The 12,477-nt window shown below is 73.5% G+C and carries 17 protein-coding genes; 9 read left to right on the top strand and 8 right to left on the bottom strand.

The features are described 5' to 3' along the window. Window positions 1–441: HNH endonuclease signature motif containing protein (locus tag ASE20_RS22455; protein ID WP_162261573.1), on the top strand; the 441-nt coding region annotated here is incomplete at its 5' end. A 124-nt stretch (window positions 442–565) separates the two neighbouring features. On the opposite strand, the gene ASE20_RS22450 is transcribed toward ASE20_RS22455, so the two are convergent. Together ASE20_RS22450 and ASE20_RS22445 are read right to left on the bottom strand one after the other, a co-directional pair. Next, window positions 566–1,540, bottom strand: a complete 975-nt coding sequence (locus ASE20_RS22450) for a hypothetical protein (protein WP_056896797.1) — start codon at window positions 1,538–1,540, stop codon at window positions 566–568. Beyond that, window positions 1,533–2,066 (bottom strand): SigE family RNA polymerase sigma factor, encoded by a 534-nt coding sequence (locus ASE20_RS22445; protein WP_082612786.1) that lies wholly within the window; start codon window positions 2,064–2,066, stop codon window positions 1,533–1,535. Before ASE20_RS22445 ends, ASE20_RS22450 begins: the two co-directional genes overlap by 8 nt. 69 nt (window positions 2,067–2,135) lie before the next feature. On the opposite strand from ASE20_RS22445, the gene ASE20_RS22440 reads away from it, so the two are divergent. Beyond that, on the top strand, window positions 2,136–2,810 hold the full coding sequence (locus tag ASE20_RS22440) for a maleylpyruvate isomerase N-terminal domain-containing protein (protein WP_056896796.1): 675 nt from the start codon (window positions 2,136–2,138) through the stop codon (window positions 2,808–2,810). Here the strand turns inward: ASE20_RS22440 and ASE20_RS22435 are convergent. From ASE20_RS22435 to truA, 4 genes are read right to left on the bottom strand one after another with little or no spacing between them, the layout of a single operon-like run. Continuing rightward, complete coding sequence (locus ASE20_RS22435) at window positions 2,800–3,033, bottom strand: hypothetical protein (protein WP_056896795.1); 234 nt, start codon at window positions 3,031–3,033, stop codon at window positions 2,800–2,802. The two genes, ASE20_RS22440 and ASE20_RS22435, sit on opposite strands and share 11 nt — an antisense overlap. A gap of 8 nt (window positions 3,034–3,041) precedes the next feature. Continuing rightward, the gene (locus ASE20_RS22430; RefSeq protein ID WP_056896794.1) at window positions 3,042–3,722 is read right to left on the bottom strand and encodes an SIMPL domain-containing protein; all 681 of its coding nucleotides are present in this window, start codon (window positions 3,720–3,722) and stop codon (window positions 3,042–3,044) included. Window positions 3,723–3,747: 25 nt separating this feature from the next. After that, window positions 3,748–4,347 carry a class I SAM-dependent methyltransferase gene (locus ASE20_RS22425; RefSeq protein WP_056896793.1) on the bottom strand — a complete coding sequence of 200 codons (600 nt, stop codon included), beginning with the start codon at window positions 4,345–4,347 and terminating at the stop codon, window positions 3,748–3,750. Beyond that, window positions 4,344–5,192, bottom strand: coding sequence for a tRNA pseudouridine(38-40) synthase TruA (gene truA / locus ASE20_RS22420; protein ID WP_056896792.1), 849 nt, complete (start codon window positions 5,190–5,192; stop codon window positions 4,344–4,346). The genes ASE20_RS22425 and truA overlap by 4 nt, the downstream gene beginning before the upstream one ends. Window positions 5,193–5,243: 51 nt before the next feature. Between truA and xseA the strand changes: the two genes are divergently transcribed. Next, complete coding sequence (gene xseA, locus ASE20_RS22415) at window positions 5,244–6,479, top strand: exodeoxyribonuclease VII large subunit (RefSeq protein WP_056896791.1); 1,236 nt, start codon at window positions 5,244–5,246, stop codon at window positions 6,477–6,479. Further along, window positions 6,472–6,684, top strand: a complete 213-nt coding sequence (locus tag ASE20_RS22410; protein WP_056896790.1) for an exodeoxyribonuclease VII small subunit — start codon at window positions 6,472–6,474, stop codon at window positions 6,682–6,684. The genes xseA and ASE20_RS22410 overlap by 8 nt, the downstream gene beginning before the upstream one ends. Window positions 6,685–6,694: 10 nt before the next feature. Here the strand turns inward: ASE20_RS22410 and ASE20_RS22405 are convergent, their stop codons facing one another. After that, window positions 6,695–7,276, bottom strand: coding sequence for a DUF4245 family protein (locus ASE20_RS22405; RefSeq protein WP_056896789.1), 582 nt, complete (start codon window positions 7,274–7,276; stop codon window positions 6,695–6,697). 112 nt (window positions 7,277–7,388) lie between these two features. On the opposite strand from ASE20_RS22405, the gene ASE20_RS22400 reads away from it, so the two are divergent. From ASE20_RS22400 to glpX, 5 genes are read left to right on the top strand one after another with little or no spacing between them, the layout of a single operon-like run. Further along, a complete protein-coding gene (locus tag ASE20_RS22400) occupies window positions 7,389–7,802 on the top strand; it encodes a TOBE domain-containing protein (protein WP_056896788.1) in 414 nt (137 codons plus the stop codon). Further along, complete coding sequence (gene modA / locus ASE20_RS22395) at window positions 7,802–8,599, top strand: molybdate ABC transporter substrate-binding protein (RefSeq protein ID WP_056896787.1); 798 nt, start codon at window positions 7,802–7,804, stop codon at window positions 8,597–8,599. Before ASE20_RS22400 ends, modA begins: the two co-directional genes overlap by 1 nt. Further along, window positions 8,596–9,381, top strand: coding sequence for an ABC transporter permease (locus ASE20_RS22390; RefSeq protein ID WP_056896786.1), 786 nt, complete (start codon window positions 8,596–8,598; stop codon window positions 9,379–9,381). The genes modA and ASE20_RS22390 overlap by 4 nt, the downstream gene beginning before the upstream one ends. A 2-nt stretch (window positions 9,382–9,383) precedes the next feature. Continuing rightward, window positions 9,384–10,418, top strand: coding sequence for a sulfate/molybdate ABC transporter ATP-binding protein (locus tag ASE20_RS22385; RefSeq protein WP_225868939.1), 1,035 nt, complete (start codon window positions 9,384–9,386; stop codon window positions 10,416–10,418). A 38-nt stretch (window positions 10,419–10,456) separates the two neighbouring features. Further along, complete coding sequence (gene glpX / locus ASE20_RS22380) at window positions 10,457–11,470, top strand: class II fructose-bisphosphatase (protein ID WP_056896784.1); 1,014 nt, start codon at window positions 10,457–10,459, stop codon at window positions 11,468–11,470. Between the two features lie 146 nt (window positions 11,471–11,616). Here the strand turns inward: glpX and ASE20_RS22375 are convergent, their stop codons facing one another. After that, window positions 11,617–12,450, bottom strand: coding sequence for an esterase/lipase family protein (locus tag ASE20_RS22375; RefSeq protein ID WP_056896783.1), 834 nt, complete (start codon window positions 12,448–12,450; stop codon window positions 11,617–11,619). Window positions 12,451–12,477: the final 27 nt, after the last annotated feature.

The following is a 12,477-nucleotide window of genomic DNA, read 5'->3' as shown; positions in this document are numbered from 1 at the left end:
CACATCACCGACACCACCCTGACCGGTGCCAACCCCGTCGGACGCTGCGAGGAGACCCGGACCCCGGTCAGTGCCGAGCAGATCAAGGAGTGGCTCCAGGCCCCCGGCACGAGCGTCGTCGTCCGACCCACGGTCGACTTGGCCGACTGCATTCCCGTCACCGCCTACGAGATCCCCGACCGCCACCGGCGTCGGGTCGAGCTCCGCGACCACAGCTGCCGGTTCCCGCACTGCACCCGGCCAGCCAGGTCCTGCGACCTGGATCATGCGATCGAGCACAGCCGCGGCGGCCCGACCTGTCCGTGCAACCTCGTCCCCCTCTGCCGGCGCCATCACCGCGCCAAGACCCACTCCGCGTGGGACTACGAGGTCACCAGCCCCGGCCACTACCAGTGGACCAGCCCCACCGGCCTGACCTTCACCGTCACCCCCGATTCCTGACCACCCAGCCCCGCACCCCGCCGATCCGGCGGGGCCAGCGACGTGCCCGCCCACCTCGATCCGGTCCCCCTCGCGAGCCGCCGGCCCCTCGAGGGGCCCGTGACCAGGCGTCGCCGGCCGCGCGTCATCGATCGGCAGGTCGGGCGGGCGCTCGGTCGACTCGACCGGTTTCCCCCGCGCCCGGCGTGGACTCGCCCGGCAACAGGCCGAGGGCGAAGTCCTCCGGACCGCAGTCCTCGCTGCCCGCCGACCCCACCCGCACGACCAGCGTGTCCATCACCATCTCCGCGACCGCCTGGGTCGGTGCGACGACGCGGATCACCGCGCCCGGCTCGGAGCCGTCGGACAGCACGTAGTGCGCGGCGTCGCCGACGACGCCGTCGAGCTGTGGGCTGTCCTCGGGAAGCAGGCACACGGAGTAGCCCGAGCGGTCGCCGGACTCGCCGACTCCCCACCAGGTCGGGATCTCGTAGCTGATCCCCTTCCGCTCGAAGGAGACCCACTGGTCGGCGACGACGGCCGGCTGGCCCTCGACTCCGGCCGAGGCGAGGATCCGGCGCACGACGTCGCGGTCCGCGTCCGCGGCGCCGAGGTAGAGCTGCCCGACCCCGACGACACCCCGGTGGTAGGTCCGGTCGCCGTCGTGGATCCGCTCCACCGCACCGACGGTCGAGGACAGGTCGACGTGCTGAGGGCCGCCGAGCAGCGCACCCATGCCGTCGGCGCACGGATCACCCCCGGGTGCGGCCCAGATCGCGGACGCGCCGGCGTCGGCGTCCGGACAGGTGCGGCGGGTCCAGTCGGCCGGCACCGAGAAGTGGAGGCCGCTGTCGACCACGTCCTGCCAGCCGCCTTCCGGGCGCGGGGTCAGGTGCTGCTGGTCGACCGGGTCGTTGGCCCGGTCCGTGCCGCCGAGCCCGCCCACGAGCACCGCACCCGCGCCCACCACGACCGCGATGGCGCCCGCTCCGAGCGCGAGGCGCCGCTGGCGGCGTACCCGGTGCCGTCGGCGTGCTCCGTCGGCCAACCCGCTGACGGCAGGCGCCATCTCGGAGACATCGGCGAGCACGCCGGCCAGCTGCTGCTCCAGGTCACTCATCGTCCCCACCTCCCGCGAGATCCGCCCGCAGCACCGCGAGGCCGCGCGACACCCGCGAGCGCACGGTTCCCTCGCGGACGCCGGTCAGGGCGGCGATCTCGTCGTACTCGAGCTGTTCGTAGTAGCGCAGCACCACCGCGGTCCGCTGTGCTTCAGGCAGTGCCCGGCACGCGGCCCACAGGCGGCGCCGCTCGTCGTGGCCGGGGCCCTCACCGGGGCCGGCGACCGTCTCGCCGCTGTCGACGTACGACGACGGCGACTCGCGGCGACGGAACTTGCGCCACCACGAGGTGTGCGCGTTGACGACCATCCGCTTGACGTAGGCGTCGACGTCGTCGGCCTGCACGATCCGGTCCCAGCGCGGCAGTGCCCGCGAGAGCGCGTCCTGGACGACGTCCTCCGCGTCGGCGGCGTTGCCGGCGAGGACGTAGGCCAGGCGCAGCAACGCCGGTCCGCGGGCGGCCACCCAGCTGTCGAACTCCGGCGGGCTCGAGGTCGCCACCTCGTCCGGGATCAATGCCTTCACACCCTTCCGACGCCCGATCGGCGAATCCTGTTGCGACCCTCCCACAGCACGCCCTGCGAGGATGCCGCCATGGAGTGGATCGAGCTGCTGGAGAGCACGACCGGCCGGTTCGCCGACGTGCTCGCGACGGGTGACCTCGGGGCCGACGTACCGACCTGTCCGGGGTGGACGCTGGCCGACCTCGGCGAGCACACCCGGTGGACGCACGCGTGGGCGGCGCACGCCGTGACCGCGGGTACGCCGGACGGCGACTCCCCTGCGCCCGGCCTCGACCGCGACGCGCTGGTCGCCGGCTACCGCGACGCGGCGGGCGTCCTGCTCGACGCGCTGCGCAGCACCGCGCCCGACGCGCCCGCATGGACCTTCGGCACCGACCGGACCAGCGGGTTCTGGCGTCGCCGTCAGGTCCACGAGGTCACCATGCACCTGTACGACGCCCTCGCCTCCCAGCACCGCACGGACTCCTGGGGCGTGGGCCCCGAGCTCGGCTGGGACGGTGTCGACGAGGTCGCGACCGTGTTCTACCCGCGCCAGGTGCGGCTCGGGCGCACCGATCCGCTGGCCGCGCCGGTCCGGCTGACGGCGACCGACCTGGGCCGGTCCGTCGTCCTGGCACCGGCGGGCGAGGAAGCCGAGGTCGAGCTCGCCGCGCCTGCGGCGGAGCTGCTGCTGGTGCTCTGGGGTCGCCTGCCGGCGACGGGTCCTGCGGCCGAGGTGCTGGCGCAGGCGAGCGTCACTCCCTGAACCACTCCGCGGGGCAGTGCTCGTGCTCGCGGCAGCAGGCGTGGGGATACATCTCCTCGTCGGGCCACGGGTGCGACCACCCGGCGCCGGCGAGGTCGGCGTGGACGCACTTGTAGCGCTCCGGCCGTTCCGGGGCGGCGGCGAGCTGCAGCACCGCCGCGCGCTCGTGGGTGAGCGTCCCGCGGCGGTCGAGCTGCCGCGCGACGTCGGAGAGGGTGGGCACGGGACGGCTCAGTCGACGACGAAGCGCGCGTCGACGTCGGCCGACACCTCGATGTCCTCCGGCGAGAGCTCGAGCTCCGCACCGCCGGCGCTGTCCTTGGCCATCGCCGCCATCCGCTGGTACGGCGCCGGGCCGCCCCCACCCGCGGGGTGCAGCCCCGGCGAGAGCATGCCGGCGTCGGCCACCGCGACGGCACGGACCGTGCCGAGGTCGAGCGCGTCGGCGTACTCCTGCGCACGGCGCGCGGCGTCCTGCACGGCACGGCTGCGGACGGTGCGCTCCAGCTCGATGCGGTGCTGCTCGGTGAGTGCCCACACGACGCCGTCGAGCGAGAAGCCGGCGGTCGCCGCGACGTGCTGGCCGACCCAGGCGCCGAGCGCGGCGAAGTCGCGGAACTTCACCTCGACACCGACGCTCGCGTGGTGCACGAGCGGGAGCTGCTTGCCGTCCTGGTTCCACGGGCGCTCGGCCCAGGTGCGCACGTGCTTGGTCGACCACCAGGTGACCGGTCCCCGTTCGGGGTCGTGCAGCGCGGCGACGGAGGTCTTCACGGCCTCGAGGTCGCGCACGACGCGTTCGTAGACCGGCGGCAGCGCGGGGCCCTGGAAGGACAGCGTCGCGCGGACGGTGCCGCGCTCGGGCTGCTGGTAGGCGAGGTGCGAGCCGCGCACGGTGAACTCGGTGGCCATGCCCGCCACCCTAGGGCGTGTCCGGTCAGGCTCGGCGCGACTCGAGCACCCGGAAGCCCTTGGCACTGGCGACCCGTTCGGTCGGGAAGCCCTGCTCCCCCAGCCAGCGCTGGAGCGAGTCGGCGCCGAGGTTCTTGCCCACCACCATCACCGCGCGACCGCCCGGCGCCAGGCGCGGGAGCCAGGTGAGCAGCAGCTCGTGCAGCGCGGCCTTCCCGATCCGGATCGGCGGGTTCGACCAGATCTCGTCGAACTGCGCGTCGGCCGCGACCTCCTCGGGCACGGACGCGGTGAGCCGGTCGGCGACCCCGGCGGAGGCGGCGTTCTCGTTGGCGAGCAGGACCGCCCGCTGGTTGACGTCGACCGCGGTGACGATCGCGTCGGGCGCGGCCACCGCGCAGGCGATGCCGATGACGCCGTACCCGCAGCCGAGGTCGAGGATCCGCCCACCGGTGGGTGGCTGGGTCTCGCGGAACAAGACCGACGTACCGATGTCGAGGCGACCCTGCGCGAACACGCCCGAACCGCTGACCAGGCGCAGCTCGTGGCCCCAGACCTCCGTCTCGACGGGCGCGCGCTGGAAGGCGACGGACGGGTCGGCGGAGAAGTAGTGCTCGTCGCTCACAGGTCCTCCAGGGGTGTACGACGCGCCGACGTCTGCTCCACCCGCGACGCCAGCTCGGCGTCGTCGGGGTAGGCGACCTCCTCGAGGGTCAGCCCGTGCGCCGGCATCACGACCGCACCCGGGTCGCGTCGCCGGCCGGTCAGGATCTCGTGCGCCCAGGCAGGGTCCTTGCGCCCCTCACCCACGGCGATCATGCAGCCGACCAGGGCACGGACCATCGAGTGGCAGAAGGCATCGGCCTGCACGTGCCCGACCAGCATCCCGTCGGCAGTGCGCGTCCAGCCGAACTCCAGCAGCGTCCGGATCGTCGTCGCCCCCTCGCGGTGCTTGCAGAACGCCGCGAAGTCGTTGAGCCCGACCAGCGACGCGGCGGCCTCGTTCATCGCCGCCTCGTCGAGCGGTCGCGGCCACGCGAGGACGTGGTTGCGCGTGAGCGGGTCGACCTGCGTCGGGTCGTCTATGATCCGGTAGGCGTAGCGCCGCCACAGCGCCGCGAACCGGGCGTCGAAGCCCTCCGGCGCCGCGGAGATCCGCCGGACCCGGACGTCCTTGCCGAGCACCCCGTTGACCCGCCGCGCCAGCACGTCGAGCTGCGTCAGCTGCCGGGCCGCGGTCTTCGAGCCCGTCTCCTCGTCGTCCGGTACGTCGACGTGCGCCACCTGCCCGCGCGCGTGAACCCCCGAGTCGGTGCGGCCCGCGCAGGTCACCAGGAGCGATCCCTCGGGCAGCCGGAGCACGGTCGTGAGTGCACTCGTCAGCTCGGTCTGCACCGTCCGCAGGGCCGGCTGCGCCGCCCAGCCGCGGAAGTCGCTGCCGTCGTAGGCGAGGTCGATCCGCAGGCGCACCCGAGAAGGGTAGGCCCGCCTGCGTCGGTCCCATGAAATAGGCTCGCCGGCGTGACCCTGGAGACCTCGCTCGAGAAGCCGGCCCCGGTCCGGGCGATCGCGAACGCGATCTCCGGCTGGATCGACCGGCTCGGCGCGGTGTGGGTCGAGGGCCAGGTGACCCAGGTCAGCCGGCGGCCCGGCCTCAACACGGTCTTCCTCACCCTGCGCGACTCGGTCGCCGACATCTCGGTGCCGGTCACCTGCTCCCGCGTGCTGTTCGACGGCCTCGCGGCGCCGCTGCAGGAGGGCGCGAGCGTGGTCATCCACGCGCGACCGTCCTACTACGCCAACCGCGGCACCCTCTCCCTCCAGGCACGCGACATCCGCATGGTCGGGCTCGGCGAGCTGCTCGCACGCCTCGAGCAGCGGCGACAGCTGCTGGCGGCCGAGGGGTTGTTCGCCCAGGAGCTCAAGCGGCCGTTGCCCACGCTGCCCGCCCGCGTCGGACTGGTGACCGCGCCGAACTCCGCAGCCGAGCGCGACGTCGTCGAGAACGCCACCCGCCGCTGGCCCGCGGTCGCCTTCGAGATCGCCTACGCCGCGATGCAGGGCCACCGGTCCGCAGCCGAGGTCATCGAGGCCGTGCGCCGCCTCGACGCCCACCCCGAGGTCGACGTCATCGTGATCGCCCGCGGCGGCGGCTCGGTCGAGGACCTGCTGCCGTTCTCCGACGAGGGACTGATCCGCGCGGTGGCGGCGGTGCGCACGCCCGTCGTGTCCGCGATCGGCCACGAGCCCGACTCCCCGCTGCTCGACCTCGTCGCCGACGTCCGTGCGTCGACGCCGACCGACGCGGCCAAGCGGGTCGTGCCCGACATGGCGCAGGAGCGTGCCCGCGTCGTCGAGGCCCGCGGGCGGCTGCGTCAGGCGGTCCTCGCGCGACTCGACCGCGAGCAGGCCCAGCTCGACGCGATTCGCTCGCGCCCGGCGCTCGCCGACCCGACGACCCTGCTCGACGCGCGCTCGGGCGAGCTCGACGACTGGCGGGCCCGGATCCGGCGCCAGCTCGAGTGGCAGCTCGACCGCGCGGCCGACGACGTCCACCACCACCGCGCCCGTGTGCAGGCGCTGTCGCCGCTGGCGACCCTCCAACGCGGGTACGCCGTCCTCCAGGACGCCGACGGCCACGTCGTCACCAGCGTCCACGGCGTCGCCGCCGGCGCCGCCGTGTCCGTCCGCGTGGCCGACGGACGGGTCCACGCCACCGCCACCGAGACCGAACCCATCGAGGAGAGCCATGACTGACGCGACTGCGGAGAAGCCGTCCTACGAGGACGCCCGCGCCGAGCTCGTTGAGGTGGTCCGCCAGCTCGAGGCCGGGGGTACGACGCTCGAGGAGTCCCTCGCGCTCTGGGAGCGCGGCGAGCGCCTGGCCACCGTGTGCCAGGACTGGATCGACGGTGCCCGCGAGCGGCTCGAGGCCGTGCTGGGTGCCGACGACGAGGACTGACCCGTGACCGTCAGCCGAGCTTCTTCGTGACCAGCGAGTCGATGATCGTGTGCAGGTCCTCGGCCGGCGCGGACCCGAAGACCAGCACCGTCTGGTCCTGCCACTCGGCGGCGTACGCAGTGTCGCCACCGTCGTCGGTGTAGCCGTCCCACTCCCGGGCGACGGGGTGCGCGACCGAGGCCGGCACGTCGTACCCGTCCGCCACGGCCGTGTCCTGGTCGACCCAGGCGTCCAGCAGCGCACCGACGGAGGTGTCCTCCAGCCGCACCGCGACGAAGCGGTCCTCGTCGGTGAGCATCCGGATCATGAACACCGGGTCGTCGCCGACCATGACGTCGACGCCCGTGGCGATCCAGCCCTTCGGCAGCGACGGCGGGTAGGCCACCTGCAGGCCGGCCTGCTGCGCGGACTCCACCGTCTCGAGGTAGTCGACGGCCTCGGGCTTGGTCTCGAAGTCCGGCCGGAACAGGCCCATGAAGTAGAGCAGTCCGCCGACGCCGACGACCGTGACGACGAGGGAGACGATCAGGCCGACGGCGGATCGCTGGTAGCGCCCGGCTTTGCCGGTGGGCTCGGGTCGATCGCTGCTCATGACGCGGCCAGTCTCCCAGCCGGTCCCGGTCGGCGTCGCACCAGGGGCGGAGTTCGCCGCACCTGCGGCAGTTTTGGTGCTTTTCTGCCGCAGATGCGACAGAGTGCCCTCCATGAGTGAGTACCGCGTCGCCGAGGCAGCCGACCTCCTGGGCGTCAGCACCGACACCGTGCGCCGCTGGATCGACGGCGGCCGGGTTCCGGCCGCGACCGCCGACGGGCGCACCGTGGTCGACGGCGCCGACCTCGCCGCACTGGCGGCCTCCCTCGTCGACGACGCAGAGAAGGACCGCACCCGCGCCGGCGAGGTGAGCGCCCGCAACCGGATGACCGGCATCGTCACCCGGGTCGTCGCCGACACCGTGATGGCGCAGGTCGAGATGGTGTGCGGCCCGTACCGCGTCGTGTCCCTCATGAGCGCCGAGGCGGCGACCGAGCTCGGGCTGGCGCCCGGCGTGCGCGCCATCGCCTCGGTGAAGTCCACCAGTGTCGTCGTCGAGCGACCCGTCCCGAGGAAGAACCACTGATGAACAAGACCCTTCGCCGCACGACCCTGGTCGGCGCGAGCGCACTGCTCGCCCTCTCCCTCACCGCGTGCGGTGACGACAGCGATGCCGGAGACAAGGGAGACAAGGGAGACACCGAGAAGACCACGCTGACCGTGTTCGCGGCCGCGTCGCTCACGAAGACCTTCGAGCAGCTCGAGACCACCTTCGAGGACGCCCACCCGGACGTCGACGTGAAGCTGTCGTTCGGTGGCTCCTCCGACCTGGTCGCGCAGATCACCGAGGGCGCCCGGGCCGACGTCTTCGCCTCCGCCGACACCAAGAACATGGACAAGCTCGTCGCCGCGGACCTGGACGACGGCGACCCGGCCGAGTTCGCGACCAACACCCTGGTCATCGCGGTCCCGCCGGGCAACCCGGCGGGCGTCGAGGGCCTTGCGGACCTCGGCGACAAGGACCTGGACGTCGTCGTGTGCGCCCCCGAGGTGCCCTGCGGCAGTGCCTCCGTCGAGGTCGCGAAGGCTGCCGGCGTGACCCTCGCGCCCGACAGCGAGGAGCAGTCGGTCACCGACGTGCTCGGCAAGGTCGAGTCCGGCGAGGCCGACGCCGGACTGGTCTACGTCACGGACGTGAAGGGCGCCGGGGACGCCGTCGAGGGCATCGAGTTCCCGGAGTCGGGCGAGGTCGTCAACCACTACCCGATCGTCGGGGTGAAGGACTCGGCGCACGCCGACCTCGCCCGGGCGTGGATCGAGCTGGTGCTCGGCGAGGGCCAGGCCGTGTTCACCTCCGCCGGGTTCGGACCGCCGGCCGCATGAGTCGCTCCCGGCACGTCGGCCTGCCGCGCTGGGTCTACCTGCCCGCTGCGCTGGCCGGCGTGTTCGTGGTGCTGCCGGTCGCCTCGCTCGCGACCCGCATCGCGTGGGCCGACTTCCCCGGCCTGGTCACCTCCGACGCGGCGCTCTCCGCGCTCGACCTCAGCCTGCGCACCTCGGCCGCGAGCACGCTGCTCTGCCTCGTGCTCGGCGTACCGCTGGCGGTGGTGCTGGCCCGCAGCGAGGCGCGCTGGCTCGGTCCCGCCCGGTCGCTCGTGCTGCTCCCCCTGGTGCTGCCGCCGGTCGTGGGCGGCATCGCGCTGCTCGCGGCCTTCGGCCGCAAGGGCCTGCTGGGGGCGCAGCTGGAGGCGTGGGGCATCCAGATCGCGTTCTCGACGATCGCCGTCGTGATGGCGCAGACCTTCGTCTCGCTGCCCTTCCTCGTGGTCAGCCTGGAGGGGGCGCTCCGCACCGCCGGCGAGCGGTACGACGTCGTCGCCGCCTCGCTCGGCGCGGCTCCCACCACGGTGCTCCGGCGGGTCACCCTGCCCCTGGTGCTGCCCGGCCTCGCGTCCGGCGCCGTGCTCGCCTTCGCCCGGTCGCTCGGGGAGTTCGGTGCGACCGTCACCTTCGCCGGCAGCCTCGAGGGCACGACCCGCACCCTGCCGCTGCTGATCTACAACCTGCGCGTGACCGACGCCGACGCCGCGGTCGCGATGGCGCTGCTGCTCGTCGTCGTCGCAGTCCTCGTCATCGGCCTGGTCCGCCCGCGAGGTGCGTTGTGAGCGTGAACATCGACATCCGGGTCGCGGACCGCGACGTCGAGGTCGCCTTCGACGTCGCCGCCGGCGAGACCGTCGCGATCCTCGGTCCCAACGGCGCCGGCAAGTCGACCACGCTCGACGTCGTCGGCGGGCTGCTCCGTCCCGACGCGGGCCGGGTCGCGCTCGACGGCGACGTGCTCACCGGCGACGGCCGCTGGGTCGCGCCGCACGCGCGTCGTACCGCCCTCCTGGCGCAGGACCCGCTCCTCTTCCCCCACCTCAGCGTCCTCGAGAACGTCGCCTTCGGTCCCCGCAGCCGCGGGACCGGACGTCGCGCCGCCCGGGCGAGCGCCGAGCAGTGGCTGGCCGAGGTCGACGCGACCGAGCTCGCCGGCCGGAGGCCCGCGCAGCTCTCCGGGGGCCAGGCCCAGCGGGTCGCGATCGCCCGCGCCCTCGCCGCCGACCCGCGGCTGCTGCTGCTCGACGAGCCGATGGCAGCGCTCGACATCGCCGTCGCCCCCGCGCTGCGTCAGCTGCTGCGCCGCGTCCTCGCCGGCCGGACCGCCGTGGTCGTCACCCACCACGTGCTCGACGCCCTGCTGCTCGCGGACCGCGTCGTCGTGCTCGAGGGCGGGCGGGTCGTCGAGCAGGGTCCCGCCCGCGACGTGCTGTCACGACCGCGCAGCTCCTTCGCCGCCCGCTTCGCCGGGCTCAACCTCGTCGCCGGCACCGCCACCCCCGACGGCGTACGACGTCCCGACGGCTCCGTCCTCCACGGCACGCCCGGCGACCCCGCCCCCGCAGCGGGCGACGAGGCCGTCGCGGTGTTCCGGCCGTCGGCGGTCGCCGTGCACCGCGAGCCGCCCGGAGGAAGCCCGCGCAACGCGCTCGTCGTCCGCATCGACGAGCTCGAACCGCACGGTGACACGCTGCGCGTGCGGGCCGGCGACCTCGCCGCCGACGTCACCCTCGCGGCCGCGACCGAGCTCGGACTGGCCCCCGGGACCGAGGTCGTGTTCGTCGTGAAGGCAACCGAGGTGTCTGTCCACGCGCGCTGAACTGAGACAGGGGCCCGAGCAACGATAAAGTTCGCCCCATGAACGACGCCCTCGCCGTGGAGCCGCCCGCCCCCGACCGCAACCTCGCCCTCGAGCTGGTGCGCGTCACCGAGGCCGCCGCCATGGCCGCCGGTCGCTGGGTCGGCCGCGGCGACAAGAACGGCGCCGACGGCGTGGCCGTGCAGGCGATGCGCGTGATGATCTCGACGATCGGCATGAACGGCACCGTCGTGATCGGCGAGGGCGAGAAGGACAACGCCCCGATGCTCTACAACGGCGAGGCCGTCGGCGACGGCACCGGCCCGGAGTGCGACGTCGCCGTCGACCCGATCGACGGCACCACGCTGACCGCGAAGGGCATGGCGAACTCCATCGCCGTCCTCGCCGTGTCGCCGCGCGGCACGATGTACGACCCGTCCGCCGTGTTCTACATGGAGAAGCTCGTCACCGGCCCCGAGGCTGCCGACGTCGTCGACATCCGCTACCCCGTCGCCGAGAACATCCACCAGGTCGCCAAGGCCAAGGGCTCGAACCCGTCCGACGTCACCGTCGTCCTGCTCGACCGCCCCCGCCACAGCCAGATCGTGGACGAGATCCGCGCCACCGGCGCCCGGATCAAGTTCATCACCGACGGCGACGTCGCCGGCGCCATCATGGCCGCCCGCGCGGACACCGGCATCGACCTGCTGCTCGGGATCGGCGGCACGCCCGAGGGCATCATCGCCGCCTGCGCGATGAAGGCCATGGGCGGCACCATCCAGGGCCGGTTGTGGCCGACCGACGACGAGGAGCGCCAGCGCGCCATCGACGCCGGCCACAACCTCGACCCCGACCACATCCTCACCACCGACACCCTGGTCACCGGCGACGACTGCTTCTTCGTGGCGACCGGCATCACCGACGGCGAGCTGGTCCGCGGCGTCCGCTACCGCGGCGGCGGCGCCGTCACCCAGTCGCTGGTGATGCGCTCGCGCAGCGGCACGATCCGCACGATCACGTCCGAGCACCAGCTGTCGAAGCTGCGCAGCTTCAGCAGCATCGACTTCGACTGAGCCCGCCGCGGCCGAGGAACGAGGCCGCGGATGAAGGGCGAAGGTCGAGGAGCGCAACGAGCTCGCGCCGCGAAGCAAGCGAGATCGTTGCGCGTCTCGAGACCCGAGCAGGCGCGCCGCAGGTCAGCCGCGCCAGCAACTCCGGGTCAGGCGGTCTCGACGACGCTCAGCGGCGTCGCGAACGCGCCGCTCTGGCGCAGCAACGACGCCGACACGACGTCGATGACCCGCGGGTCGACGGCCATCCCGATGTGCGAGGCCCGCACCTCGACCGCCTCGCCCGCGGGGTCGATGCACGCCTTCCAGTCCACGATCCCGTCGCGGCGTGAGTAGACGTTCGTCATCGCGACGTCCGGGCGCAGCGGCTCCTGGGACTCCGTGAAGGACAGGTGCGCGCACTCCCCCGCGACGCAGTCCTCCGACATGAGCGTCGAGAAGCCCGCGTCGGAGAGCCGGTTGAGCACCCGCACCCCGCGCGTGAGCACGGCGTGGTGCGCGGCCGGCGCCCGCATCGGGCTGCCCATCGTGACGATGCCGGCGATCAGGTCGGGACGGCGGGCGGCGAGGCCACGCGAGATCATGCCGCCGAGGCTGTGCCCGACGAGCTGGACCCGCGAGTCACGCCGCTCGGCGATCTCCTCGATGCGCGCCTCGAGTGCGAGTGCCGAGTTGAGGGTGCAGCCGATGTTGGCGCGGATCTGCGAGCGGTAGGTCCGGAAACCACGCGCGCGGAGCTCACCGGCCATCGCGTTCAACGTCCAGTCGCCCGCGAGGAAGCCGGGGATGAGCAGCACCGGCTCCGTGGCGCGCGCAGCGGTCCGGGCGGCGTACGGCGTACGGCGGCGGACCCGGTGGCCCGCCCCCCGTCGTACCGCGAACCGGCCTGCCTCGGTCACCAGACTGCCCTCGCGCAGGAGCGCGGCCAGTGCCGGGCGGCCGTAGCCGTCGGGCAGCAGCCAGGGCGCCAACGTGTTGCTCACGTCACAAACGGTACCCAGTTGAAACGG

This window comes from Nocardioides sp. Root240, from assembly GCF_001428825.1.
Classification (GTDB): Bacteria; Actinomycetota; Actinomycetes; order Propionibacteriales; family Nocardioidaceae; genus Nocardioides.
This window is presented reverse-complemented; position numbering and strand designations above follow the sequence as displayed.